Origin of the sequence: Ruegeria sp. HKCCD6119 (assembly GCF_013110585.1) — a bacterium.
In the GTDB taxonomy this organism is placed as follows: domain Bacteria; phylum Pseudomonadota; class Alphaproteobacteria; order Rhodobacterales; family Rhodobacteraceae; genus Ruegeria.
Genome location: NZ_WVQV01000002.1, coordinates 189,757 through 214,383, shown reverse-complemented (window position 1 = coordinate 214,383; position 24,627 = coordinate 189,757). Strand labels below are relative to the sequence as shown.

The following is a 24,627-nucleotide window of genomic DNA, read 5'->3' as shown; positions in this document are numbered from 1 at the left end:
ATGTCAGACCCAACTTTTGAGTTTTCCCGCGCCATCACCCGGCGCCCGGCACCGACCATCGCTGACGGATTGCGCGCAGAAGATATCGGAAACCCGGATTTCGATGGGATGACGGCCGCGCATGAGGCATACGTGGCAGCGCTGAAAAGCACCGGGGCCGAGGTGATCGAGCTTGATCCCCTGGATGCGTTCCCTGACGCGCAGTTTGTGGAAGATACGGCCCTGTGCCTGCCGCAGGGTGCTGTGCTGATGCGGCCGGGCGCGCCTTCGCGAATGGGGGAAGTGGCCGAGATCGCCCCGGCACTGCGGACCTGCTATGAAACGGTCACACAGATCAATGGTCCCGGCCATATCGAGGGTGGAGACATCCTTGTAACCGGCCGCGAAATTCTTGTGGGCCGGTCAGACCGCACTGACGCGGAAGGTGTTGAAGAACTGGCGAAAATCACCTCGGAATGGGGTCACAAACTGCGGGAAGTGTTCACACCCGAGGGCGTTTTGCACTTCAAAACGGATTGTTCGCTGATGGATGCCGAGACAATTCTAGCGACCCGGCGATTGGACGCTTCGGGCTGTTTTGAAGGCTACCGGGTGCTGCATGTAGCTGACGGCGAGGAGGCAGCGGCAAACGCGATTAGGTTCAACAATCTGGTGCTGATGGCCGCTGGGTTTCCGCGCACCGCAGAGATGCTGGACCGCGAAGGCTATGAGGTCGTTGAAATTGACAATACCGATTGTGCAAAGCTTGATGGTGGCATGTCCTGTCTTTCATTAAGGTTCTGAGGGGCAGCTGCAGGGTTCAGACCCCAGTGAATTCGGCAGGTCGCGTGTTGATGGTTCGAAAGACAGGCGGTGAGCAAGCTTGATTTCTTCCGGTTGACCGGCGGGCAGGTGGCACTGTTTGAACCCTGTTTGCCAAAGCCCAATGGCTAGGCCCCGCGGCAAGGGTCGGCGGGCCCTGAGTGGGATTGTCTTCCTTGTTCGCATCGGATCGTGCACCGCCGCTGCCGTTGCTGCACACTGCGCGCGCACCGGTGTCTGGCCCGCTCTAATGGCCCGAATTCGGAAGCGCCAGAACACTCGTGAGTGTTGCCGTTGTTGCCAGCACCACCAACACCATCAATGCCTCAACCTGGATGGAGCGGGCGAGGCGTTGCGCTGCCTTGACCTCTCCACCTTGCATGGCCGGAACAAATCGGAGCTTGTTTGCGGCGGCAAGAAACAATAGCAGCGCCACAAAAAACACTTTGAGCAACAACGCCTGCCCGTAGCCAGTGAACAGCAGCTCTTGGAGATTGCCGACAAGCAACCAGGCCATCCAAAGGCCCGCCACGATCAACGCCGGCACAAGCCAAGTGGCAGCTTGCCCAAAGACATGACCGAGTTCAGCAGCATCCTTAAGGTGTTCAGGAGCAAGGGCCATATTCCGCAGCGGGCTAAAGATGCCCACCCAGAAAGCTACACACAACAGGTGCAGCAGGAGCAGGAGCTGGATACCAAAGCTCTCCAGTTCCGGCACGTGCCCGATCTGCGCAAACGACCATAGAGCGATCGTGCCACCCAACAGCGCGATCCACTGACCAAAGCGAGGAACGGACAGCCCCACAAGGATCAACACTGCGCCAGAAAGGCGATAAACAAGTGCGTCGCCCACGGATGTCTGCCACAGCAGGCCAAGCATCTTCGGATCGACCATGCCGTCAACCCCGCCTGTCAAGGCGGCCCCACGAAGCAAGAAGCCAACTGCTGTCGCGACAAGAGCAAGCCATGCCAAGGCCCTGGCATGGCGCGTCATCGCAAGGTTCACCGGCGCGACAAGGCCGGAATAGAGGCATCCAACAATCACAAGCCCGGCGGAGCCCGCAAAGCCGATGTAGAGCACCAGCTTTGCGAGGATCGCGCCAATCGCCCAGATGTCTGGCATGCTCAATCCACGGTAAAGGAAAACGCGCCCTGCATCGCATGGCCGTCTTCACCCAAACCGCGCCATTCGATGACATAGGTGCCCGTTCCATTGCTCGGCAGTGGGATCGTGAACGCCTGACCAAAATTTGTCTGGTCACCCAAATCCAAGCTTACTGCCGAGTGTTCTTCATGGGCCATTTCTATCCGTGTCAGCCGGATGTTTTTTGAGAAGTTGAGGCCAATTTCAGCAGGCACATCCGTTATCCTGGAGCCGTTGGCAGGGGTTGTTTCTTCGACCTTGGAATGCGCCAGTGCGCCGTTGGCAAGCGCAACCATAAGCGCAAATGTCATGATCTTCTTCATTGGGTTACCCTCAGTTTATTCCGTTGGCACGCTGGATTTCGCGAATGTAGGCGATCACCATGGCAACGTCACCTCGTGTCAGCCCCTCCACGGGCGGCATGTCGCCAAATTGCCAATGGTGGCTTCTTACACCTTGTGAAACCGCCCTCTGAAAGGCTTCATCCGCATGGTGACTGGGTTCGTATATTTTGTGGATCAGGGGCGGCCCCGCACCCTCTACACCGACCGCGTTGGCGCCGTGGCATGACGCGCAGGAGACCTCAAAAACACGCTGGCCGATTGCGGCATTGCCTTCGATGGTCGGCATCCGAATTGCGACCATGGCGTCGCCTATGCGTGTTTCATGCGGTGTGGCTTCTTCGATTCCGCCGGGGCGAAGAGTTATGAAAGCGGCGACCGCAGCGACAGTGCATGCGCCGATTAGAAAGTGACTTTTATTCATGGATTGGTCCTGACATTTTGGAAGCTAGTAACGCTGCGGCACATCGCGAACAGCCGCACGTGCTGGTCGCGTACATCCGCAGGGATTCGTGCTGCTTCAAAGGTCAGGGGGCCTGTAGATTGCGCCCGGTTCACTCAGCTTGACTTGGGTTCCAGCATGGAGCTCCGGGTCAGTATCACGCCGACCCTTGGCATCTTCACTGACTTGGAACGGCAATGCAACGGCTTGGCAGATAAAGGGATTGCACTCTCCGGTTTCGGAACTCTCCGGATCATGATGATGACCTGAAGCCGAGACGTCTTCGCTCGTTGCCAATGCAGAGTGTTCGGAAGGTTGCGTATGGTGCTCACAGTGAAGGCCCACGCAGCCCTTCGACAGCGCGTGCGCAACACCGCCAATGCCGGTCAGGATGACCAGAACGCCAACCAATAGAACAAGTGAATATCGCCGGATGACCATGGTGCTGGACGCTAATGCACGGGAGCGCCCGTGACAACGCCATACAGTTCATCCCCCCGGAACAAGATCGCTTACTGGTGGTCTGAGATGCAAAATAGCAAACCGTGTCTGCGATGCGGTTTTGTGCGCTGCATTCTCACCTTAGTCTTCATGGCCCAATTCGCAGTATCGAATGGTATCAATCATGCGCTCCCTCTGAGACTCATTGAAAAGGCTGAATTTATCCCACGCGCCTTTGTCCTTGCCAAAGCACTCTTGAGACCCCGGGCATCATTGTGCGTAGTTCATGCCCGACTGTTATTTGTGCTTTTTTATTGCGTCGCCGCACGCTGCAAGACGCCGTGCCAGAGTACCAGCCTCTTTAGGGCATCTTGTACGCAAAGACATACGAAGGGTCCTACGTGTGATGTTTGGTCTAGTGTGGGGTTTTGGTTTTGTGTCGGGCAGGGGGCCAACGGAAGTAATAGATCCCATGTCTGGACAGTGAGAGATACGCACGCAGCTTCATTTTGTGTCACACCTGTGTGTCACACCGCCCTAATGCTTGCTATCTAGTTGTATTGTTAGGTTTTGGTGGAGCCTAGGGGAGTCGAACCCCTGACCTCTTGCATGCCATGCAAGCGCTCTCCCAACTGAGCTAAGGCCCCATCTAGGTACCGCTGATGCGGTGGACGGACGTTTAGGAGACAGTGACGACGAGTGCAAGTCCAAAAATGGAATCGAACGCGAATTTCCGCACTAAGCTGTCCGTGGAACGAAAAAGGCGACCCTGTGGTCGCCTTTGACTTGATCAGTTTTCGTCTTCTGAAGACATGTCGGTGATATCATCCAGCGACACGTCATCACTGGTGTCATCATCGTCATCCAGCAGATCGTCATCCAGTTCGACGTCGACAGAGTCGTCGTCATCCAGAACCAGATCCTCTTCCGACGCGTTTTCACGCGCTTTGACCGAGGCGGCATCTTCTGCATCGGCCGCGATCATGCGGCTTTTGGATGTTTCAAGCTCCACGATCTCGCCAGTGTAGGGGCTGATGATCGGGTCCTTGTTCAGGTCGTAGAATCGCTTACCGGTGGTCGGGCAAACGCGCTTTACGCCCCATTCTTCCTTGGGCATGTCAAATCCCCTTGATATCAGGTGAGTCGTCTAAATGATTCAGCTCACCTGCCACAGGCAGAGAGCACTGTCAAAGTCTTTGCGCAAGAGAGGTCGCGATATGGGAGAGCATGCACTGCCAGGGACACCACCGGTGCCGCTGAGGCTGCGCAAATCCGCCCGGGCGCGGCGCATCAGTTTGCGAATTTCTCAACTGGATGGCAGGGTTACGCTGACCTATCCGGTCGGTGTGCCTGAATCCGAGGCGCTGAGTTTCGCACGTACCAAAGAAGAGTGGATTCGCCAGCATTTGCAGGACAGGCCGGAAACGGCCGTGGTGCAGTTCGGACAGAAGATACCGATTGAAGGCGTTGTCCGGCGAATCGTGCCCGCCAAGGGTCGGCGTGTTCAGTTGATGGCGGATGAGGTCGCAGTGCCCGAAGGGGCCGAGGCACGCAGATTGGCCCGGTTTCTGAAGGAATTGGCGCGGGACCGATTGATTGGCGCGTGTGATGATTACGCGGCAATGCTGGGGCGGTCGTACAGCACGCTCGGCCTGCGCGACACGCGGTCACGTTGGGGATCATGCAGTTCACAGGGTGGATTGATGTTCTCGTGGCGGCTCATTCTCGCGCCGTCCGAGGTGCTGCACTATGTGGCCGCGCATGAAGTGGCGCATCTTGTCGAGATGAACCACTCGCCCGCGTTCTGGGAACAGGTGGAAAGCATTTTCGGCCCCTGCCAGCAACCCCGCCGCTGGTTGCGTGACAACGGGGCAGAGCTGCATCGTTACAGGTTTGACGCAAAGCCGAGTTGACCTTGCACTGTTTTGTGATCACATAAGCGGATGTTGAGCACACGCCCGTCTGACACCCAAACTGCCACTCATGACCGGGTGTACCGAGCCCTGAGGTCTCGAATCATGCATGGTGAGATGGCGCCGGGACAGGCGCTGACCTTGCGTGGCATCGGCAAGGAATTCGGCGTCTCGATGACCCCGGCGCGAGAGGCCGTGCGCCGTCTGGCCGCCGAGGGGGCTTTGTTCCTGTCCAATTCCGGCCGGGTCTCGACACCTGAGTTGACCAACGACCGGATAGAAGAATTGGCGGCGTTGCGCGCGTTGCTGGAAGTCGAGCTGGCCAGCCGGGCTTTGCCCCGGGCGCATATTGCGCTGATCGACCGCTTGCAGACCATCAACATGACCGTTGCCGAGATGGTGACCAAGCGGGACGCGGTTGGGTACATCCGTTCAAATCTGGAATTTCACCGCACCCTTTACCTGCGCGCTCAGGCGCCCGCGATGTTGGCCATTGCCGAAACGGTCTGGCTGCAACTCGGGCCGACGATGAGGGCGCTTTACGGGCGTCTCAGGCGCACTGAGCCACCGCATTATCACAAGCTGATCATTGCGGCCCTCAAGGCCGGGGACGAACCGGGCTTGCGCCTGGCGGTCCGTTCGGACGTGACGCAGGGATTGCGCTTGCTGGTGAGCTGAGCGGCATCCCGCCGACATTCCCGCGCCTACTGCTCAAGGTTTCACCGTTCTGGCCTGTTCAGTCCGACTGGGTTACTCTTGAGGCAAATCACAAACAAGAGCAGACCACAGCCATGATCACTCGACGGACTTTTTCCATTTGCCTTGGATCAACATTGTTGGCCGCCTGCACGGGTGGCGGTGCGCCATCCAGCGCGCCTGCATCGCGTATGCGGGCTGTTCCCAACGCGGGTTGGGATGCCTGGGTGGCCGGGTTCAAGGGCAGGGCGGCATCGCAAGGTATTTCACAATCCACGATTGATCGCGCCTTTCAGGGGGCAGGGTATCTGCCCGATGTGATCGAGCGCGACCGCAATCAGGTAGAGTTCAAACGCTCGCTCGAAGACTACCTAGCCATTGCCGCCTCGGACGAGCGGATCAGCACCGGCCAGAAGATGCTGCGGCAATACAACGGGACGCTGTCGCAGATCGAGGCGCAGTACGGGGTGGACAAGGAAATCGTCGTTGCAGTGTGGGGGCTGGAAAGCCGCTATGGCGCGCGTCGCGGCGATGTGCCCGTTGTGTCAGCCCTGTCGACGCTGGCCTATGACGGGCGGCGTGGTCAGTTCTTTGAAAGCCAGTTGATCGCGGCGCTCAAGATCCTTCAGAATGGTGACACCACGCCAGACAGGATGACCGGCAGCTGGGCCGGTGCGATGGGGCACACGCAATTCATTCCAACCTCTTACCTGGCCTATGCCGTGGATTTCACCGGCGACGGGCGGCGCGATATCTGGTCGGACGATCCGACGGATTCGCTGGCTTCGACCGCTGCTTACCTGTCGCGCGCAGGCTGGGTGCGGGGGCAACCCTGGGGGGGCGAGGTCGGAACCGTTTCCGGCACGCCGGTCGCCGTGCTGCAACCGCAGAAACCCGGGCCGCGCATTGCCGTCTTCCGCAATTTTCAGGTCATCAAGCGCTATAACAATTCGGACAGTTACGCGATCGGGGTCGGTCATCTGGCGGACAGAATCGCCGGTGGCGCGCCGTTTCAGGCCTCGTTCGGGCCAGATGCAAACGGTCTGACATTGGACGACCGCAAGGAATTGCAACGGCGGCTGACATCCCAAGGGTATGATACGAAAGGCGCGGACGGGGTGATCGGCAAAAACACGACGTCTGCCATCAGCGCGTATCAAAGCGCCAATGGCCTGGCGGTCACCGGAGAACCCTCGGTTGCGTTGTTGCGCAGGTTGGGCGGCTGACGGTTACGCCGCCAACCCTTTCGAGCCGATGTCGAGGAATTTTTGACGGCGGTCCTGTATCAGGGTCGCCGCGTCTTTGCCGTCCAGTTCCGCCAGCATATCGGTAAGAGCCGTGCGTACAGCCTCGACAGCGGCCGGACGATCGCGATGCGCGCCGCCCTTGGGTTCAGGGATGATCCGGTCGCAAACGCCAAGCTTGTGAAGATCCTGAGCGGTCAGACGCAGCGCCTCGGCCGCTTCACGCATCTTTTCTGCATCTTTCCAAAGAATCGATGCGCAACCTTCCGGCGAGATCACCGAATAGACCGAGTGTTCCAGCATTGCCACGCGGTTGGCGGAGGCAAAGGCCACGGCCCCGCCCGAGCCGCCTTCGCCGATGATGACCGACACCAGGGGCACGCCGATCTTCAGACACATCTGGGTCGAGCGGGCAATCGCTTCGGACTGACCGCGTTCCTCGGCGCCTTTGCCGGGATAGGCGCCCGCGGTGTCGATCAGGGTGATCACTGGCAGGCCGAACCGCCCGGCCATCTCCATCAGCCGGACCGCCTTGCGATAGCCTTCGGGACGGGCCATGCCGAAATTTCGTTCGATCCGCGATTTGGTGTCGCTGCCTTTTTCATGGCCGATCACCATGACGGGTTGATCGTTGAAACGTGCAAGCCCGCCGATCACGGCCAGATCATCGGCAAAATTGCGATCTCCGGCCAGAGGGGTGAATTCGGTGAACAGGGCATTGACGTAATCGTTGCAATGCGGGCGTTCCGGGTGTCGGGCGACCTGGCATTTCCGCCATGGGGTCAGGTCGGCATAAAGCTCATCCAGAAGCTTGGCGGCTTTGGCGTCCAACGCGGCGGCTTCTTCGGTTACGTCCATCTCTTCGTTGGTGCGGGCCAACGCACGCAGTTCTTCAGCCTTGCCTTCAATTTCAGCCAGCGGTTTTTCGAAATCCAGATACTGGGTCATGACGCCTCTCAACGCGAAAGTTCCCTGCTATATGGCCTGACGGTGCTCCGGATGCAACTCGGCAAGACCCGAGTGGTGAAGATGTTCGATTTCAGATGGGTGAATGAAAAACCGGATACTGAAGGCCACCGCCAAGAAAGACCCCGCGCTGCGCGCTCTGGCCTGCACCCACGACAAACTAACGCGGCGTCTGACCCTGTACCCACCCGGCACCGCGCCCGAGGATGTGCTGGCCGAAACCTGTCTGGGTCAACTGGGCCAGAGAACGGGATAGAGCGAGGCCACAAGCAGCACCGCCATTGTCCAGTTGAACGCAACCAGCCTGCGCGGGTTCGTCAGCACCCGCGACATCTGCTGCCCGAGAAAGGTCCATGTGCTCACCGATGGCAGGTTGACCGCCCCGAAAACCAACGCCACAAGCGCAATCGCATGCAGGGTCTGACTGGGCGTGTAAGCGGTTGTGGCGGTCAGGGCCATGGCCCAGGCTTTGGGGTTCACCCACTGAAAGGCGGCGGCTTGCAAAAACGTCATGGGTGTCCCCGCTGCCAAATCGCCTGCGGCTGGCGCGGCATGCGCGATCTTCCATGCCAGATAAAGCAGATAGATCACCGACACGACCTTCAGCACTGAATAGCTGACCGGGTACCGGTCAAAGACCTGAACCAGCCCTGCACCGACCAGCAGCACCATGAGCGTGAAGCCAAGGCCAATGCCCAGCATATGCGGGATCGAACGCCGAAAGCCGAAATTCGCACCCGATGCCATCAGCATAAGATTGTTCGGCCCGGGCGTAATGGATGTCACGAAGGCAAAAGCGATGAGCGCCAGAAGGATGTCGTAAGTCATGCTGCGAAGTATCGTCTGACCGGCAGCAAATGAAATTGCTTTTTCGTGCGCATTTCCGCTATTTCTGCAACTTATGATGAAGAATGATCGGATAAATCGGCAGATATTGCACGAACTGACCCGTGATGGGCGCATCAGCAATCTGGAGTTGGCCGAACGGGTCGGGCTGTCTCCGTCCGCCTGCCTGCGTCGCGTTCAAGAGCTTGAGAAGGCCGGCGTAATCACCGGCTATCGTGCGGTTCTGAAACCGGCCGCGATGGGTGTCGGCTTTGTCGCCTATATCGGGGTCGGTCTTGGTGAACACACGAAAGCGGCGCAAGAGGGGTTCGAGCGGGCCCTGCAACAAGCCCCCGAAGTGGTCGAATGCCACAACATAACCGGTACAATCGAATACCTGCTGCGTGTCGAATGCGCCGATCTGCCGTCCTACAAGACCTTCCATACCGAGGTGCTGGGAACGCTGCCTCATGTCACGTCGATCACATCCTATGTGGTCATGGGGTCACCCAAGGATCTGCGTGCTTAACCACTGGAAATGTGAAGCCACACTCTCTTGCAGCGCAAATTTTCAGGGCCTAGTGTCATTGTAATGACGTTGCCAAGGGAAACGCCCAGCCAAAACGGTGCGCAAACAGGGAGATTACGATGAAACTCGTTCGAACAGTGGCGACCGCAGTTGCCATCTCGGTCATTGCCGGGGCTGCTTTGTCTGCCCCGTTGAAACTGCAACCTGCCAATCCACAGCCATCTCCGAAGGCGGGGTTGAATGTCAAATACTCTGGTACAGGCAATCAACACAAGAAGATCCGGGATCTGAGTCAGGCAAAAAGCATGCTGTCTCAGGCCAAGCCCGGAAAGCCGTTGCGCGGGTTGGATTACAGGGACACCAGTAAGGGTGAGGATGTCTTGACCTTCGACGAGGCCTACAACGTTGCCGCCGAGGTCACAGGCTATATGCGGTTTGACTCACCGGGCGTTTACGAGCTGGAAACCTGGTCGAATGACGGGATAGAGGCTTGGGTTGGCGGTCAGCAGATTGGCCGGGTAAATGGCATTCAGGGCTGTGAAGCCAATCAACGCACCGAAGTGGAAGTGCCCAAGGCGGGCTGGTATCCATTGAAGATCGTCTATTTCCAGAAACTGGGAACCTCTTGCCTGATGATGAAGTCAGGAAAGAAGGGGGAACGCTTCACATGGACGCCCAATGACGTTTTTGGCCGTTGAAGAATTCAAAAAAGGGCGCTCGATGGAGCGCCCTTTTTTTGGCTTAGCTGCCCGCCGCAATCAGTTCGGCCTGCGCCACGATGACTTCGGCCTGCTTGATTGAGGCGATGTCGACAAGGCGGCCTTTATAGACGGTTGCACCCTCACCGTTGGCTTTGGCCTGTTCCATTGCGGCCAGGATTTCGCGCGCCTCGGAAACGGCCTCATCCGACGGGGTAAAGACCTGATTGGCCAGTGCAATCTGCTTGGGGTGGATCGCCCATTTGCCGACCATGCCCAGCGTGGCCGAGCGTTTCGCCTGAGCGATGTATCCCTCATCATCGCTGAAATCCCCGAATGGCCCATCCACTGGCAGCACCCCATGGGTGCGGCAGGCGGCAACGATGGCGGCTTGGGCCCAGTGCCACGGATCGGACCAGTGTTTTTCACCCTCGCGCAGCATGTAATAGTTTTCCTGTGTGCCGCCGATGCCCGTGGTCTGCATTCCCATCGAGGCCGCAAAATCTGCGGCTCCAAGGCTCATGGCCTGCAAACGGGGAGAGGAGGCTGCGATCTCTTCCACATGCGCGATACCGGCTGCGGATTCGATAATGACCTCGAAGCTGATCGGTTTGGTCCGGCCCTTGGCGCGTTCAATGGCGGTGGCAAGGGCATCCACGGCATAGACATCCGATGCGCAGCCGACTTTGGGAATCATGATCTGGTCCAGACGGTCGCCTGCCTGCTCCAACACGTCGACAACGTCACGATACCAATAGGGGGTATCCAATCCGTTGATGCGAACGGACATATATTTGTTACCCCAATCAACAGTGTTCAGGGCTTCGATGACATTGGCGCGGGCTATGTCCTTGTCCGAAGGCGCAACCGAATCCTCAAGGTCAAGGTTGATCACATCCGCAGCAGAAGCTGCCATTTTCGGGAACAGTTTGGTATTCGATCCCGGACCAAACAGTTGGCAGCGATTGGGTCGTGCAGGCGCGGCGGGTTGGATGCGAAAGCTCATCTGGACCTCGTGTGGGTAATGAAATTGCGATTTTCTCGCCCAAAGAGGTATTAAATTGCGCAACTTGGCGCAAGGGAGATTGTGCATCTGCGGCAATGCGGGTGCAGAATGCTGCATGTCAGCAGCTGGGAAGTGGTGATTAAAGTTTAATCATTTTAAAAACTTCGAAGAATTTTGCGTGTTTAGTGTCCGTGGCGCAAGAATATCGCGTACCTGCCGTGTTTGGCGGACCAAAACGCGAAACGCTCGTTTAAACGCTTCTCTAGCTTAGGCCGGAATCAAAGGAGTGACCGCAATGATCGAGACACCGTACCTGCTGTTTTTGGGCGATGCGCCCGACCAATTGGCGGCCAAAGTGGCTGTGGGCATCAAGGATTGGCGCCCGGAAAACGCCGTCGGCCAATATCGTATGGACGGCTGCAAGGCTGATCTGGGTCTGAAGGATATGACCCTGACCGAGGCCAAAGCGGCCGGCGCTAAAACGCTGGTTATCGGTGTCGCCAACCGTGGCGGTGTGATCAGCAATGCCTGGAAAGAAGTTTTGATTGAAGCGCTGGAAATGGGCTTTGATCTGGCTTCGGGCTTGCACAACCTGCTGCGCGATGAAGGTGATCTTGTTGCCGCGGCACAAACGCATGGTTGCACCTTGCATGACGTGCGTGTGCCGACTGTCGGATACCCGATCGCAAATGGCCGCAAGCGCACTGGCAAGCGTTGCCTCGCAGTCGGAACCGATTGCTCGGCAGGCAAGATGTACACGGCGATGTCGATGGATGCCGAGATGCGCAAGCGCGGCATGAAATCCACATTCCGTGCCACAGGCCAGACAGGCATCTTGATCACCGGGCAGGGTGTTCCGCTGGACGCGGTCATTGCAGACTTCATGGCTGGCTCGGTCGAATATCTGACACCGGACAATGACGAGGATCACTGGGACCACATTGAAGGGCAGGGGTCGCTGTTCCATGTCTCTTATTCGGGTGTGACCATGGCGCTGATCCATGGCGGGCAGCCCGACGCACTGATCCTGTGCCACGAACCGACCCGGACCCATATGCGTGGTCTGCCCGAGTATTCCCTGCCGACACTGGCGCGATTGCGTGACACGGCCCTGCCGCTGGCGCGGATTGCAAATCCGGCCTGTCAGGTTGCGGGTGTGTCGGTCAACACGCAGAACCTGAGCGAAGACGACGCCAAGGCTTATCTGGCCAAGGTCGAGGAAGAGCTGGGTCTGCCCGCAACCGACCCGTTCCGCTTCGGTGCCGGTAAGCTGGTGGACGCGCTGGCCGCAATGTGATCTGAACAATGCGCCGGTGGCGGGGGTGTTTCGCCTCCGGCGTGAGTATTCCGGAAAAGAAGAAGGAGCGGGTGCGTGCAGATAGAGGTCTCTCGCGATGTGTTTCAGTTGGCGCAGGTGTTTACCATCTCGCGCGGGTCACGGACCGAAGCAAAGGTGCTGACGGTGCAGGTGTCGGACGGAACGCATCAGGGCTGGGGCGAATGCGTCCCTTATGCGCGTTATGACGAAACGCTCGAGTCGGTCGAGGCCGAGATCGCCGGTCTGCCTGCTGAGTTTAGCCGTCGGTCGCTGATGGACCTGCTGCCTGCCGGTGCCGCCCGGAACGCCGTGGATTGTGCTTTGTGGGATCTGGAAAGCAAGCGCGCAGGAAAACGCGCCTGGGATTTGGCGGGCCTGCCGGTGCCCGGACCCGAGATCACGGCCTATACTCTGTCGTTGGATGCTCCGGAGGCAATGCAGTCTCAGGCGGCCGAGAACGCGCACCGCCCGCTTCTGAAGATCAAGCTGGGCACGCCAGATGACATGCCCCGGCTCGAGGCCGTGCGCGCAGGTGCTCCGAACGCCAGGATCATCGTGGATGCGAACGAAGGCTGGTCGGCCGAGGTTTACGCCGACCTCGCCCCGCATCTGGTGCGTTTGGGCGTGGCACTGGTCGAGCAGCCATTGCCGTCTGGTGACGACGACGCTTTGATCGGAATGGACCGCCCGGTGCCCGTCTGCGCCGACGAGTCCTGCCATGATCGCGCCAGCCTGCCCGGGCTTAAGGGGAAATACGATGTCATCAACATCAAACTCGACAAGACCGGTGGCCTGACCGAGGCGCTTGAACTGCGCAAAGCCGCAATCGCGGAAGGGTATGACATCATGGTCGGCTGCATGGTTGGCAGTTCGCTTGCCATGGCACCCGCGACACTGTTGGCGCAGGGTGCGGTGGTGACGGACCTTGACGGCCCGCTTCTGTTGGCCGAAGACCGCGACACCCCGCTGATTTTTGACGACGCCGGAGTTCACCCGCCCGAAGCGGCGCTCTGGGGCTGAGGAGACAAACATGACCCGAACCGTTTATGTAAATGGCGAATACCTGCCCGAGACCGAGGCCAAGGTATCCATCTTTGACCGTGGCTTCCTGTTTGCAGACGCGGTTTACGAAGTGACCAGTGTGCTGGATGGCAAGCTGATCGATTTCGAGGGCCACGCGGTGCGCCTGAAGCGGTCTCTGGACGAGCTGGAGATGGCCGAGCCCTGCACCAAGGAAGAGCTGCTGGAAATCCACCGCAAGCTGGTTGATCTGAATGGCATCGAAGAGGGCCTGGTCTACCTTCAGGTTTCGCGCGGCAGTGACGGCGACCGGGATTTTGTCTTCCCTTCGGCCGATACCAAGCCAAGCCTTGTTCTGTTCACCCAGAACAAGCCCGGGCTGGCTGACAGCCCGGCGGCACGGAAAGGTGCCAAGATCATCTCTATCGAGGACATCCGTTGGGGCCGCCGCGACATCAAAACCGTGCAACTGCTTTACCCTTCGATGGGCAAGATGATGGCCAAGAAAGCGGGGTGCGACGATGCATGGCTGGTCGAGGACGGCTTTGTAACCGAGGGCACCAGCAACAACGCCTATTTCGTCAAGAATGGCAAGATCGTGACTCGCCCGCTGTCCAACGACATCCTGCACGGGATCACTCGTAAGGCCGTGCTGCGCATGGCAGCCGAAGCACAGATGGAAGTTGAAGAGCGGCTGTTTACCATCGACGAAGCCAAAGAGGCTGATGAGGCCTTCACGACCTCGGCCAGTGCTTTCGTGATGCCGGTGGTGGAAATTGACGGAGTCACGCTGGGTGATGGTACACCCGGTCCGATTGCCAAACGCCTTCGTGAAATTTACCTGGATGAAAGCCGAAAGGCCGCGATCTGAAGAAACACCATGTTGGACGGCGTTGCAGCAGACTGCAGCGGCGCCGTGTCGACATCAGTCGGGTCCAAGGGGCCGTGAAGTTCGCTGTAAATCCCGCCAAGCATGAGCAGTTCACATACGGCTTTCGGCCGAAAGGCAGGTCACTTACAAGGTTGAGCCGGAACACTGGTATTATCGTCGGACCAGTTCCTGCTGTGTCACAGGAATAGGGTTGAAGGCGGGGTTACCCGACCTTGAAAGGGCTCAGGCTTTCCTGAAACTGTTCGATGAATTCCAGTGTTACCAATGACGGTTGCTTCAAAATTGGACGCACCAACGAGAGGGTATGCGTCAAGGACGGCTTGAACGGCCGATAACTCAATCCCCACGACGTGTATTGGACAGCATCCAGTTCGCTAACGACCGAGACACCAACACCTTCAAGCGCCAATTCACATGCTGCCGTGAACTGCCTGACCTCGATATGCGAGTTCAATTCGACATTGGCATGTTGAAACACTTTTGAAAGCCGCCCGAAAAAGTCGCTGTCGCGTCGGGTGTGGATGATTTTGCTGTGTGCAAGATCCGCCGGAGTAATTTCGGACAGGCCTTCCAACTCGTGCCCAGTGGGGAACACGCACACCGTGCGAACGTCGATGTTCCTGCTTTCTACGGCCGGATGACCGTGAAAGCTGTCAGTGATTCCGAAATCATACTGCTCGCCGATCATCCATTCCAGAATGCGTTCAGGTCTGTCAGGTTCGATCGTCAGGGTGACACCGGGCCGATCCTTCAGGAAACCGGCGACGACTTTGGGCAAATGGCTGGTGGCAAATCCCGGCAGGCACGCGACACGGATGTGCCCTGCTTTGCGTTGCGTGATATCCTGGCTGACATCCGAAATCTGTCTCATCAATTCGAGAACGCGCTCGACACTTGGCAAGAGATAGCGAACCTCCTGCGTTGGCACCAATCGGCCTTCCCGGCGGTCAAAAAGCTGAAACCCAAGCGATTTTTCAAGATCGGACAGCAATCTGCTGACAGCTGGCTGGGTCACGCCCAGATCAGCCGCTGCGGCCGTGACAGACCCTTTGGTGGTCACGGCCATCAGGGCCTCCAACTGCCGAACTCTCAGAATTTGACTCATTGCCGATCCCGATCTGCTGCGCCATTTCATAACACTATGTTATTTTTTCACCAAGTAGATAGGCCTTGAATTATATTTTTGTAACGTTAACGTCGTGAAATCGTCATGTGTGCCGTTTACGCGTTGCGGTCGGTAATCAACGAAGCATCAACCCTGATGCATGGGAGGAATCATGAAAAAGAATCTGCTTGGCGCTCTTGCCATAACCACGGCCTTGTCCCCCTTGGCGGCAATGGCGCAGACCGAAGTCCAGTTCTGGCATGCCTTCACCGGTCGCCTTGGGGAACTTGTCAAAGGACAGGTTGAAGAATTCAACGCCAGTCAGGATGAGTTCGTCGTGGTCGAAAGCCACAAGGGCAACTACTCGGAAACCCTGAATGCCGGGATTGCTGCATTCCGGGCCGGTGAGCAGCCGCATATCCTGATGGTGTTCGAAGTCGGCACGGCGACAATGATGTCAGCCAAAGGGGCGATCAAGCCGGTCTATGAAGTGATGGCCGAAAGCGGCGCGTCTTTTGATCCCGACGCGTATATTGGCGCCGTCAAAGGCTACTACACAACCACTGACGGAGAGATGCTGTCGCTTCCCTTCAACTCCTCGACGCCGGTCCTGTGGGTCAACCGCGATGCCATGCAAGCGGCGGGTGTTGATCCGGACACGGATCTGTCCACTTGGGAAAAAGTCGGCGAAGTCCTTGAACAGCTGAAGGCGGGTGGCGAGGATTGCCCGCTGGTGACGGCATGGCAAAGCTGGATTCACCTTGAAAACCTTTCAGCCTATCACGACGTTCCCTTTGCCTCACGTGACAACGGATTTGCCGGTCTGGATACCGAACTGATGCTGAACGGTCCGGTGCAGGTTGCACATCTGACCGCAATGGGTGACTGGGCCAAGGACGGCAAGTTCATCTATACCGGTCGCAGAAACGAAGGCGGTGCGAACTTCCGGTCAGGCGAGTGCGCATTGTTCACCGAAAGTTCGGCCGGATACGCCGGCATCAAGGCCGAGGCCGAGTTCGATTTTGACGTGCGTCCGCTGCCCTATTGGGAATCCGTCACCAGTGAACCGCAAAACACCATCATCGGTGGCGCGTCTCTTTGGGTAATGGAGGGTCATGAGCCCGAAGAGTACAAAGGCGTCGGAGAGTTCCTGAGCTTCCTGTCATCACCTGACGTACAAGCGGCCTGGCACCAGAACACCGGTTATCTTCCAATCACCACAGAGGCGGGTGAGGTTACGCGCGCCGCTGGTTTTTATGACGAAAACCCGGGCACCGACGTCGCAGTGATCCAGATGACCGCGAAAGAGCCGACCGCAAATTCGAAAGGCTTGCGCCTGGGATCGTTCGACCAGATTCGCGGCATCATCGACGAAGAGCTCGAGGCGATCTGGTCCGGTGAGAAAACGGCTCAGGAAGCGATGGACAGCGCGAAGGAACGCGGCGATGCGTTGCTGCGCCGGTTCGAATCCGCCAATCAATAAGTCGTAACGTCATGCGGGCCTTTTCAGGGCCCGCATTTTCTTTCTTCGGTGGGTTTTCAGGATGGAAAAACGCGTCACCTTTCGCGGCTGGCTGCTGCCATTGGCGTTGATCGCCCCTCAGGTCATCATTTCCGCTGTTTTCTTTTTCTACCCCGCCGGTCAGGCCATATGGCAGTCGCTGTTCATACCTGACCCGTTCGGGCTGTCGTCCCAGTTCGTGGGGCTCGGCAACTTTGAATTCCTGCTGAGTGACAAGTTTTATCGCGCCTCTTTCGTGACAACGGCGGTGTTTTCCACGCTGGTCACGTTGTGCTCGATGATCCCTGCCTTGTTTCTTGCGGTCATTGCGGATCGATTGATCAAAGGGTCCGGGGTCTATCGGACTTTGCTGATCTGGCCCTACGCTGTTGCCCCGGCGGTTGCGGGCGTTCTGTGGCTGTTCATGTTCAACACGCGCGTCGGCGTCGTGTCGTGGTACCTCGGCCAGCTTGGGTATGACTGGAACCACGTTCTGAACGGCACCGAAGCCATGGGGCTGGTGGTCGTTGCCTCTGCCTGGGGGCGCATAAGCTATAACTTCCTGTTCTTTTTCGCTGCCCTGCAATCCGTTCCAAGATCCGTGATCGAGGCGGCGGCGATTGACGGCGCGCATTTCTGGCGCCGGTTCTTCACGATCGTGCTGCCGTTGCTGTCGCCGACGGCGTTCTTCTTGCTGGTGGTGAACGTTGTTTATGCCTTTTTCGAAACCTTTGGTGTGATCCACACAATCACCGGTGGCGGGCCGCAACAGTCGACCACAATCCTTGTCTACAAGGTTTTCTCGGATGGGTTTGTGGGGCAGGACCTCGGCTCGTCTTCGGCGCAATCGGTCATCTTGCTGATCGTCGTGGGCCTGTTGACGGTCATCCAGTTCAAATACGTGGAAAAGAGGGTGCATTACTGATGGCAGCCCAACAACACGGAATGGTCGAAAAACGCGGCGCGGGCATCTGGTTGTCCCATGCTTTGATGATCCTCGGTGTCCTGATCATATTCTTCCCGATATGGCTTGCCTTCGTGGCTTCGACCGTGACCCAGGCCGAGATCGTCTCACCGCCGATGCCAGTCGTGCCCGGCGATCAGTTCTGGGTGAACTACAAGGCGGCGCTGTTCTCGGGGGTAAATGTGCCCGTGGCCACGATGCTGTTCAACAGTCTGGTGATGGCAATCGGAATTGCAGTCGGCAAAATCATCATCTCTCTGCTGTCGGCTTTCGCGATCGTCTATTTCCGCTTTCCCGGACGAACGACGTTCTTCTGGCTGATCTTCCTGACCCTGATGCTGCCGGTCGAAGTCCGCATCGTTCCGACGTTCGAAGTTGTCGCCGGGTTCGGTATGCTCAACAGCTATTACGGGCTGATCTTTCCCCTGATCGCCTCGGCCACGGCAACCTTCCTGTTCCGTCAGTTCTTTCTGACCATACCCGATGAGCTGGCCGAGGCCGCCCGGGTCGACGGCGCGCGACCGATGCGGTTTTTCATCGATATCGTCGTCCCCATGAGCCGGACCAACATCGCCGCACTGTTCGTGATCCTGTTCATCTATGGGTGGAACCAATATCTTTGGCCGCTGCTGATCACGACCGATCCCGAAATGAATACCATCGTGATGGGTATCAAGCAGATGTTCCCGTCCGGTGACGACTTTGCGCATTGGCCGACGATCATGGCGACGTCCATTCTGGCGATGATCCCACCGGTCATCGTGGTGGTGTCGATGCAAAAGCTCTTTGTCCGTGGCCTTGTCGATAGCGAGAAGTAAGAAATGGCAACAGTTACCCTAGAGAATGTCAAAAAGAGCTTTGGCCCGACGGATGTGATCCACGGCGTTGATGTCGATATCGCCGATGGAGAGTTCATCGTGATCGTCGGCCCGTCAGGCTGCGGCAAGTCCACATTGTTGCGGATGGTGGCGGGGCTGGAAACGGTCACGTCCGGGGAAATCCGGATCGGCGGTGAACGCGCCAATGACAAAGAGCCCATGGATCGCGACATCGCCATGGTGTTCCAGAACTACGCGCTCTATCCACATATGTCCGTGCGTCAGAACATGGGGTATGGCCTGAAGATCGCGGGGCTGCCCAAGGCTCAGATCGATCAAAAGGTGACCCAGGCGGCTAAGCTGTTGCAGCTTGAACCTTTGCTGGATCGCAAGCCCAGGCAATTGTCCGGCGGTCAGCGCCAGAGGGTCGCGATGGGCCGGGCCATTGTCCGCGAGCCCGCTGTTTTCCTGTTTGACGAGCCGCTCTCGAATCTGGATGCCAAGCTTCGTGTTCAGATGCGTCTGGAAATACGCGAACTTCAGGAAAAACTTGGGATCACGTCACTTTACGTCACGCATGACCAGGTCGAAGCAATGACGATGGCGGACAGGATGATCGTGATGAACGGCGGCATCGCCGAACAGATCGGCACGCCGCTCGAGGTCTATGAAACTCCACAAACGCTGTTTGCCGCGCAATTCATCGGCAGCCCGGCAATGAACATATTCGAAGCACGGCGCCAAAACGGGGCGGTCAAGATCGGAGAAATCGAAGTCGGCCCCTCTGGGGGTCCGGACTGCGCCGTGAAGCTTGGCATAAGACCGGAGCACCTGTTGTCGGATGACAACGGCCCGCTTGAAGCCGCGATTCAGATGGCTGAACCGCTTGGGGCCAACACGTTGCTGCACGGTCACCTGTCGGGCTCTGAAAGCGCGATCACGGCAAGCCTTCCCGGTGTCCACCCGATCGAAGGACGCCATCCGATTATGCGGTTCTCGGTGGCACCTGAGAACATGCATTTGTTTGACCACTCGACAGGCAAAAGGCTGGAAGGCTGATGGCGTCTCAACAGGTTGAGGCCTTTCGCGGCGGGGAGAACCTGATCCGGGTCGTGGGGCATCGAGGGGCACGGGGCGTGTTGCCTGAAAACAGCATGATCGGCTTCGACTTTTCACTTTCCATCGGCGTCCCGCTTCTTGAATTTGACGTTGTCCTGACAGCCGATGATGTGCCGGTCATTACGCACAATCATCGTCTGCATTCGGCCAGTTTCCGTGATTGCAATGGCCTGTTTCTGACCGGGGAAGAGCCAAAAGTTTCCTCGCTGACTTACGAACAGATCCGACAATTCGATATTGGGCGTCTGGACGGCCATTCCGCCTATGGCCAACGCTTCCCGGATCAGGCGCAAATAGACGATGTTCGTGTTCCAAGGCTGTTGGATCTGCTCGATTTGGTCAATGACCCGAATTACAGTGATGCCCATTTGATGCTCGAGCTGAAGTCGGACCCCGACGTGGCCCATGATGCGCTTTACCGGGAAAACTTTGTCCGCAGAGTACTTCGGGATGTTCGCGGCAAGGGTTTATCTTCGCGCGCGGTGCTTCACAGTTTTGATTGGAACCTGTTGGCGGAGTGTCAGAGGCAAGCTCCGGAAATACCTTCATCCTACCTAACGCAACTTCCGGATAATGCCGACGATGTTGGCGAGGATTCCTCAAAATCCGTTTGCCCGGACTTTCGTGGCCGTCGCGACGAAATTCCAAACTTGGTAAAGCAGGCTGGCGGTTCGCTTTGGTGCCCGTACTTTGCGGATGTAACACCCGAAAACGTCAAGCGCGCAAAAGAGCTGGGCCTGTGCGTCGTCGTGTGGACAGTCAATGAACACGAAGATATCGGCAGGATGATCGATCTGGGAGTGGACGCAATCGTATCCGACTATCCCGGGCGGGTTCAAAGACAACTGTCGGAGTCAGGCTTCCGTTGGCAGTAGCGTACCGGTGATCCCGGCACCCCGAGGGTGACGTGGATGAATTTCTTGCGCCGATTGAAAATTGCCTCAAACAAAGGCCCTTCAGCCCGTTATCGCTCAGGATCAGTATTTTTTTTCAACATGATTTGATGAGAGCCTTTGCTCAGGACACCGTTCTTGGGCCCGCGGCTGACGGAAATCCGGAACGCTGCCCCCATTTCTCTGAGCGTCACGCTTGCGGTTGTCGGGATAGTGTTCCGTACCTTTGGGCGATGAAGAAGAATTGATACCTGCACATCAGTTCGTTCAATGCCATCAGGTTTTTTTGGTATTGGTTTCGGCCATCGCTGGTCACAACCGTCATCGACGGGCCGGCGCCCCTGACGAACAGCGCCAAAAATTGAGTCACATTAACAACAATCTTGGGTTTGCTACAGTTCTGTCTCTTTTCCGCCGGAATTTGTGCTGATAAGGAAAAAATTGAGTGTTGGGGTGTTGGTAAGTGCGAGTGGGCAGATGAGAGCCGGAACAAACGGTCAAATAGCTATTACTTGGTGTCAGACGGAAATTGATGGGCTAGAAGACGCGCCCCTTTCCTGTATGACGGTCGGAGCAGCATGGTCATGGCGTGGACAAGCAATCGTCATGAGTGAGACTGCCGAGCAAAGCATCGGAAAAATCGGAAATGTCGGGGGCGTTTCCAGCCCGGTGACCAGCCACTTTCCTATTGTCCGTGAGATTTCGGGCGATGTGACCGGAACCCTTACCCTTACCAACGGTGCGCAGAAGTTCTCTGCCAAGCTTGTTGCCGATGGCAACGATACGTCGCGGGCTCTTGTGTTCGAAGGCGCTTGCCCGCCACGGGACGAAGAGTTCTGGATTGTCGATGTGACCGAGCTTGCGATGATCCCAAACCCCGCCGCGAAAAGCGGCGCGACGGTAGTTTCTTTTCCGGCCTCAAACTAGGATTTCAAGGCGCCGCCTGGCGGTTTGGGTGCGGAGCCCGGTCCGCTGGTTGTCTGCCCTGATCGTTTTTCTGAACTTTGCGGGATGTTGTGTTGACTCCGCCAGCATTGCGGATATAAGCGCGGCTTCATTGGTGTTGGTGGCCCCCGCAAGGGGATGCCTGTCATGGGGGAGACCTCAAGAGGACAACGCCCTTCATAGTGGCCCGTCAGGGCTTCGACCTAACGAAGGAGATCAGCCGTGACCAAACGCACGTCTGCCAAGTACAAAATCGACCGCCGGATGGGCGAAAACATCTGGGGTCGTCCGAAATCCCCGGTCAACCGTCGCGAATACGGCCCCGGCCAGCATGGCCAGCGCCGCAAGGGCAAACTGTCTGACTTCGGTCTGCAACTGCGCGCCAAGCAGAAGCTGAAAGGCTACTACGGCGACCTGACCGAGAAGCAGTTCCGCCGCATCTACGCTGAAGCCGAGCGTGTGAAGGGCGACACTGGTGAGAACCTGATCGGCCTGCTGGAGCGCCGCCTGGACGCTGTGGTCTACCGCGCCAAGTTTGTCGCAACTGTTTTTGCCGCGCGCCAGTTCGTGAACCACGGCCACGTCAAAGTGAACGGCAAGCGTGTCAACATCCCGTCCTACCGCGTCAAAGAAGGTGACGTGATCGAGGTGCGTGACAAATCCAAACAACTGGCTGTTGTCCTGGAAGCCGTCGCACTGGCCGAGCGTGACGTTCCTGACTACATCGACGCCGATCACTCGAAAATGACCGCGACGTTCGTGCGCGCGCCGGGCCTCAGCGATGTGCCTTACCCGGTCGTCATGGAACCGAACCTGGTCGTCGAATTCTACGCGAAGAACTGATCTTCGCCGAAATCGAATTCCGAAAGGCCGCGCTTTTGCGCGGTCTTTTTTTTGGTTTGCCCATGGCGCAGCCGTCATCGCGACATTGCCTGCGACTCCTTAGGGTGTTTTTGGGCAAATGTAGTGCGTGTCAGATCGGCAGGGGCCTGCCTTCGGCGATCGCTTCCATCGCGAAATACGAGGTCACGCTGTCCAGCTCGACCTTTTCGATCAATCGTTGATAGACCTTGTCATATGACGACATGTCCTGCGTTACGACTTTCAGCTGATAGTCGTAATCCCCTCCGATCCGATGAAAATCCACGACTTCCGGGATTGTCAGAACATGGCTCCGAAACGCCTGAAGCCACTGGGCAGAGTGGTGTCGGGTGCGGAGCATGACGAAGACCACAAGGCTCAACCCCAGTTCTTCTCGTGCGATGCGGGCCGTGGATCCGATCAGCACACCGTTTTCGTTCAGGGCCTTCAAGCGCCGCCAGCAGGCATTCTGGGACAGGCCAACCCGATCCGCCAATTCCCGCTGTGACAGGGTGGCGTCCTTTTGCAGCTCTTTCAGTATGCGTGTATCAATCTGATCTATTTTTGATGCCATAACTGATCATATGACACAAAAATTCAAAAATCCACGCAAAGATATGTGAAGTTTCCTCGGGCCAGAAATATCACATTGGTATGGCAGTAAGGAGCCAATGCCATGACCCTGTCCAAATTCCGTGCGGAACTCTGTTCCACCGCTCACAATTCAAATCTGCGCGATTGGCTGATCGGCGAGAACGTTCTGATCCCGGGTCTGCTTGGAGACGTGCCGCTTGTCTATGCGGATTACGTCGCTTCGGGCCGCGCGTTGCGGCAGGTCGAGGATTTTGTGGCGCAGGACGTTTTGCCGTTTTACGCAAACAGTCACACCGAGGCCTCCTACTGTGGGTCCTACATGACACGTCTGCGCCGCGAAGCGCGGGCGGAAATAGCCCGCATTGTTGGTGCTCGGGAAGAGGACGCGGTGATCTTTACCGGGTCCGGCGCCACTGCGGGGCTCAATCGGTTGGTCAGCCTGCTAGGGGTGGCAGAGGCTGACCAGCCGATTGTCTTGATCGGCCCGTATGAACATCACTCAAACATTCTGCCGTGGCGCGAAAGCAAGGCACGTGTCATCGAAATCCCCGAGGCCGAGGGCGGTGGCGTGGACTTGCATGCACTGAAAGCCGCGCTGGAGGCCCATGTGGATGCCGATTTGGTGGTCGGATCGTTTTCTGCCGCGTCCAACGTAACGGGCATTGTCACCGATCCTGATCCGGTCACGCGGATGCTCAAGGCGTATGGTGCCTTGGCCGTTTGGGACTATGCCGGTGGTGGGCCCTATCTGCCGATGGACATGGGGTCCGAAGGGGCCCGCAAGGATGCGATCGTGGTTTCGCCGCACAAGTTTCCCGGTGGCCCGGGCGCGTCAGGCGTTTTGGTTGTGAACCAATCGGCCGTTAAACGGACGTGCCCCAGCTGGCCCGGCGGTGGAACCGTCAGTTTCGTTTCACCGTGGCGGCATGACTACAGCACCGATCTGTCCACCCGGGAAGAGGCCGGGACGCCCAACGTGATCGGAGACATTCGTGCGGCGCTGGCCTTCATCGTCAAGGATGTCGTCGGAACGGACGAAATCGCCCGGCGTGAGGCGCAGTACAATCAAATGGCGCTGGACGGCTGGAAAAACAACCCGAACCTGACCCTGCTTGGGGTCGAGAAAGCGCACCGTCTGCCGATCTTTTCCTTCCTGGTGCGCGACACTGCGGGCCAGCCCGTGCATCAGCAGCTGTTCACGCGGATGCTCAGCGATATCTACGGCATTCAGGCGCGGGGCGGCTGTGCCTGTGCCGGACCCTACGCCCACCGCTTGCTGGGGATCGATCGGGCAACTTCAGAGGCGCTGCACGCTGCCTTGTCCGCTGGGGAAGAAATGAAAAAACCCGGCTGGGTGCGTCTGAATTTCTCATATCTGATGAGCGAAGAGACGGTTCAGTTCATCATCGACAGCGTCAATGACCTGTCGCACCGGACCGAAGAATTCACGCCTTACTACAACGCTGACCCGGCAACAGCGCGCTTCAAGGCCGCATGAGGGAATTGCCGCTTTTCTCAACCCTTTGAGACAGGTATGAGAGGCCCATTCAA

The 24,627-nt window shown here is 57.7% G+C and carries 27 protein-coding genes and 1 tRNA gene; 18 read left to right on the top strand and 10 right to left on the bottom strand.

The window, feature by feature from the left end; translation table 11 throughout:
• Positions 1-783, top strand: coding sequence for a dimethylarginine dimethylaminohydrolase family protein (locus GS611_RS08320; protein WP_171634585.1), 783 nt, complete (start codon positions 1-3; stop codon positions 781-783).
• 265 nt (positions 784-1,048) lie between these two features.
• Here GS611_RS08320 and GS611_RS08315 read toward each other — a convergent pair whose 3' ends face one another.
• From GS611_RS08315 to GS611_RS08295, 5 genes are all read right to left on the bottom strand, one after another.
• Complete coding sequence (locus GS611_RS08315; protein ID WP_171634582.1) at positions 1,049-1,924, bottom strand: copper resistance D family protein; 876 nt, start codon at positions 1,922-1,924, stop codon at positions 1,049-1,051.
• Positions 1,925-1,926: 2 nt separating this feature from the next.
• Positions 1,927-2,217, bottom strand: coding sequence for a copper resistance CopC family protein (locus tag GS611_RS08310; RefSeq protein WP_371732243.1), 291 nt, complete (start codon positions 2,215-2,217; stop codon positions 1,927-1,929).
• Between the two features lie 61 nt (positions 2,218-2,278).
• The gene (locus GS611_RS08305) at positions 2,279-2,710 is read right to left on the bottom strand and encodes a cytochrome c (RefSeq protein WP_171634577.1); all 432 of its coding nucleotides are present in this window, start codon (positions 2,708-2,710) and stop codon (positions 2,279-2,281) included.
• A 1,030-nt stretch (positions 2,711-3,740) separates the two neighbouring features.
• Positions 3,741-3,816: transfer RNA gene (locus tag GS611_RS08300), tRNA-Ala, on the bottom strand.
• Between the two features lie 143 nt (positions 3,817-3,959).
• On the bottom strand, positions 3,960-4,286 hold the full coding sequence (locus tag GS611_RS08295) for a TIGR02300 family protein (RefSeq protein WP_171634574.1): 327 nt from the start codon (positions 4,284-4,286) through the stop codon (positions 3,960-3,962).
• Between the two features lie 100 nt (positions 4,287-4,386).
• Here GS611_RS08295 and GS611_RS08290 point away from each other — a divergent pair, with 100 nt between their 5' ends.
• From GS611_RS08290 to GS611_RS08280, 3 genes are all read left to right on the top strand, one after another.
• Positions 4,387-5,082 carry a M48 family metallopeptidase gene (locus GS611_RS08290; RefSeq protein ID WP_245217951.1) on the top strand — a complete coding sequence of 232 codons (696 nt, stop codon included), beginning with the start codon at positions 4,387-4,389 and terminating at the stop codon, positions 5,080-5,082.
• A gap of 30 nt (positions 5,083-5,112) precedes the next feature.
• Positions 5,113-5,760, top strand: coding sequence for a GntR family transcriptional regulator (locus GS611_RS08285; RefSeq protein ID WP_170346010.1), 648 nt, complete (start codon positions 5,113-5,115; stop codon positions 5,758-5,760).
• A gap of 113 nt (positions 5,761-5,873) precedes the next feature.
• On the top strand, positions 5,874-7,004 hold the full coding sequence (locus GS611_RS08280; RefSeq protein WP_171634569.1) for a lytic murein transglycosylase: 1,131 nt from the start codon (positions 5,874-5,876) through the stop codon (positions 7,002-7,004).
• A gap of 3 nt (positions 7,005-7,007) precedes the next feature.
• On the opposite strand, the gene GS611_RS08275 is transcribed toward GS611_RS08280, so the two are convergent.
• On the bottom strand, positions 7,008-7,970 hold the full coding sequence (locus GS611_RS08275; RefSeq protein WP_171634566.1) for an acetyl-CoA carboxylase carboxyltransferase subunit alpha: 963 nt from the start codon (positions 7,968-7,970) through the stop codon (positions 7,008-7,010).
• Positions 7,971-8,073: 103 nt separating this feature from the next.
• On the opposite strand from GS611_RS08275, the gene GS611_RS08270 reads away from it, so the two are divergent.
• Positions 8,074-8,244, top strand: coding sequence for a hypothetical protein (locus tag GS611_RS08270; protein WP_171634564.1), 171 nt, complete (start codon positions 8,074-8,076; stop codon positions 8,242-8,244).
• Here GS611_RS08270 and GS611_RS08265 read toward each other — a convergent pair.
• Complete coding sequence (locus GS611_RS08265) at positions 8,220-8,816, bottom strand: LysE family translocator (protein ID WP_171118858.1); 597 nt, start codon at positions 8,814-8,816, stop codon at positions 8,220-8,222. The genes GS611_RS08270 and GS611_RS08265 overlap by 25 nt on opposite strands.
• Before the next feature lie 73 nt (positions 8,817-8,889).
• On the opposite strand from GS611_RS08265, the gene GS611_RS08260 reads away from it, so the two are divergent.
• On the top strand, positions 8,890-9,342 hold the full coding sequence (locus tag GS611_RS08260; RefSeq protein WP_171634561.1) for an Lrp/AsnC family transcriptional regulator: 453 nt from the start codon (positions 8,890-8,892) through the stop codon (positions 9,340-9,342).
• A gap of 119 nt (positions 9,343-9,461) precedes the next feature.
• Entirely contained in the window at positions 9,462-10,040 is a 579-nt protein-coding gene (locus GS611_RS08255) for a PA14 domain-containing protein (RefSeq protein WP_171634558.1), read from the top strand.
• A 43-nt stretch (positions 10,041-10,083) separates the two neighbouring features.
• On the opposite strand, the gene GS611_RS08250 is transcribed toward GS611_RS08255, so the two are convergent.
• Positions 10,084-11,046 (bottom strand): L-malyl-CoA/beta-methylmalyl-CoA lyase, encoded by a 963-nt coding sequence (locus GS611_RS08250; protein ID WP_171634556.1) that lies wholly within the window; start codon positions 11,044-11,046, stop codon positions 10,084-10,086.
• 295 nt (positions 11,047-11,341) lie between these two features.
• Between GS611_RS08250 and dgcN the strand changes: the two genes are divergently transcribed.
• The 3 genes from dgcN (at position 11,342) to GS611_RS08235 (ending at position 14,255) form a co-directional block, all read left to right on the top strand.
• Positions 11,342-12,343 (top strand): N-acetyltransferase DgcN, encoded by a 1,002-nt coding sequence (gene dgcN / locus GS611_RS08245; protein ID WP_171634553.1) that lies wholly within the window; start codon positions 11,342-11,344, stop codon positions 12,341-12,343.
• Between the two features lie 75 nt (positions 12,344-12,418).
• A complete protein-coding gene (dgcA, locus tag GS611_RS08240) occupies positions 12,419-13,384 on the top strand; it encodes an N-acetyl-D-Glu racemase DgcA (protein ID WP_171634551.1) in 966 nt (321 codons plus the stop codon).
• Between the two features lie 10 nt (positions 13,385-13,394).
• Entirely contained in the window at positions 13,395-14,255 is an 861-nt protein-coding gene (locus tag GS611_RS08235; protein WP_152459035.1) for a D-amino-acid transaminase, read from the top strand.
• A gap of 223 nt (positions 14,256-14,478) precedes the next feature.
• On the opposite strand, the gene GS611_RS08230 is transcribed toward GS611_RS08235, so the two are convergent.
• Positions 14,479-15,381: a LysR substrate-binding domain-containing protein gene (locus GS611_RS08230; protein ID WP_171634549.1), complete on the bottom strand. Its 903-nt coding sequence runs from the start codon at positions 15,379-15,381 to the stop codon at positions 14,479-14,481.
• A 172-nt stretch (positions 15,382-15,553) separates the two neighbouring features.
• Here GS611_RS08230 and ugpB point away from each other — a divergent pair, with 172 nt between their 5' ends.
• The 7 genes from ugpB to rpsD all read left to right on the top strand — a co-directional run bounded on the left by ugpB (position 15,554) and on the right by rpsD (position 22,464).
• On the top strand, positions 15,554-16,864 hold the full coding sequence (gene ugpB, locus GS611_RS08225; RefSeq protein ID WP_170346022.1) for a sn-glycerol-3-phosphate ABC transporter substrate-binding protein UgpB: 1,311 nt from the start codon (positions 15,554-15,556) through the stop codon (positions 16,862-16,864).
• Between the two features lie 61 nt (positions 16,865-16,925).
• A complete protein-coding gene (ugpA, locus tag GS611_RS08220) occupies positions 16,926-17,807 on the top strand; it encodes a sn-glycerol-3-phosphate ABC transporter permease UgpA (RefSeq protein ID WP_152459032.1) in 882 nt (293 codons plus the stop codon).
• 20 nt (positions 17,808-17,827) lie between these two features.
• Positions 17,828-18,664, top strand: coding sequence for a sn-glycerol-3-phosphate ABC transporter permease UgpE (gene ugpE / locus GS611_RS08215; RefSeq protein ID WP_152459916.1), 837 nt, complete (start codon positions 17,828-17,830; stop codon positions 18,662-18,664).
• A gap of 3 nt (positions 18,665-18,667) precedes the next feature.
• Positions 18,668-19,723 carry a sn-glycerol-3-phosphate import ATP-binding protein UgpC gene (locus GS611_RS08210; protein WP_171634546.1) on the top strand — a complete coding sequence of 352 codons (1,056 nt, stop codon included), beginning with the start codon at positions 18,668-18,670 and terminating at the stop codon, positions 19,721-19,723.
• On the top strand, positions 19,723-20,658 hold the full coding sequence (locus GS611_RS08205; RefSeq protein WP_171634543.1) for a glycerophosphodiester phosphodiesterase family protein: 936 nt from the start codon (positions 19,723-19,725) through the stop codon (positions 20,656-20,658). Before GS611_RS08210 ends, GS611_RS08205 begins: the two co-directional genes overlap by 1 nt.
• Before the next feature lie 624 nt (positions 20,659-21,282).
• Positions 21,283-21,603, top strand: coding sequence for a hypothetical protein (locus tag GS611_RS08200; RefSeq protein ID WP_171634541.1), 321 nt, complete (start codon positions 21,283-21,285; stop codon positions 21,601-21,603).
• Positions 21,604-21,843: 240 nt separating this feature from the next.
• The gene (gene rpsD / locus GS611_RS08195; protein ID WP_152459028.1) at positions 21,844-22,464 is read left to right on the top strand and encodes a 30S ribosomal protein S4; all 621 of its coding nucleotides are present in this window, start codon (positions 21,844-21,846) and stop codon (positions 22,462-22,464) included.
• A 130-nt stretch (positions 22,465-22,594) separates the two neighbouring features.
• Here the strand turns inward: rpsD and GS611_RS08190 are convergent, their stop codons facing one another.
• Complete coding sequence (locus GS611_RS08190; RefSeq protein ID WP_171634539.1) at positions 22,595-23,056, bottom strand: Lrp/AsnC family transcriptional regulator; 462 nt, start codon at positions 23,054-23,056, stop codon at positions 22,595-22,597.
• A 102-nt stretch (positions 23,057-23,158) separates the two neighbouring features.
• Between GS611_RS08190 and GS611_RS08185 the strand changes: the two genes are divergently transcribed.
• Positions 23,159-24,574: an aminotransferase class V-fold PLP-dependent enzyme gene (locus GS611_RS08185; RefSeq protein WP_171634536.1), complete on the top strand. Its 1,416-nt coding sequence runs from the start codon at positions 23,159-23,161 to the stop codon at positions 24,572-24,574.
• The last annotated feature ends 53 nt before the right edge of the window (positions 24,575-24,627 follow it).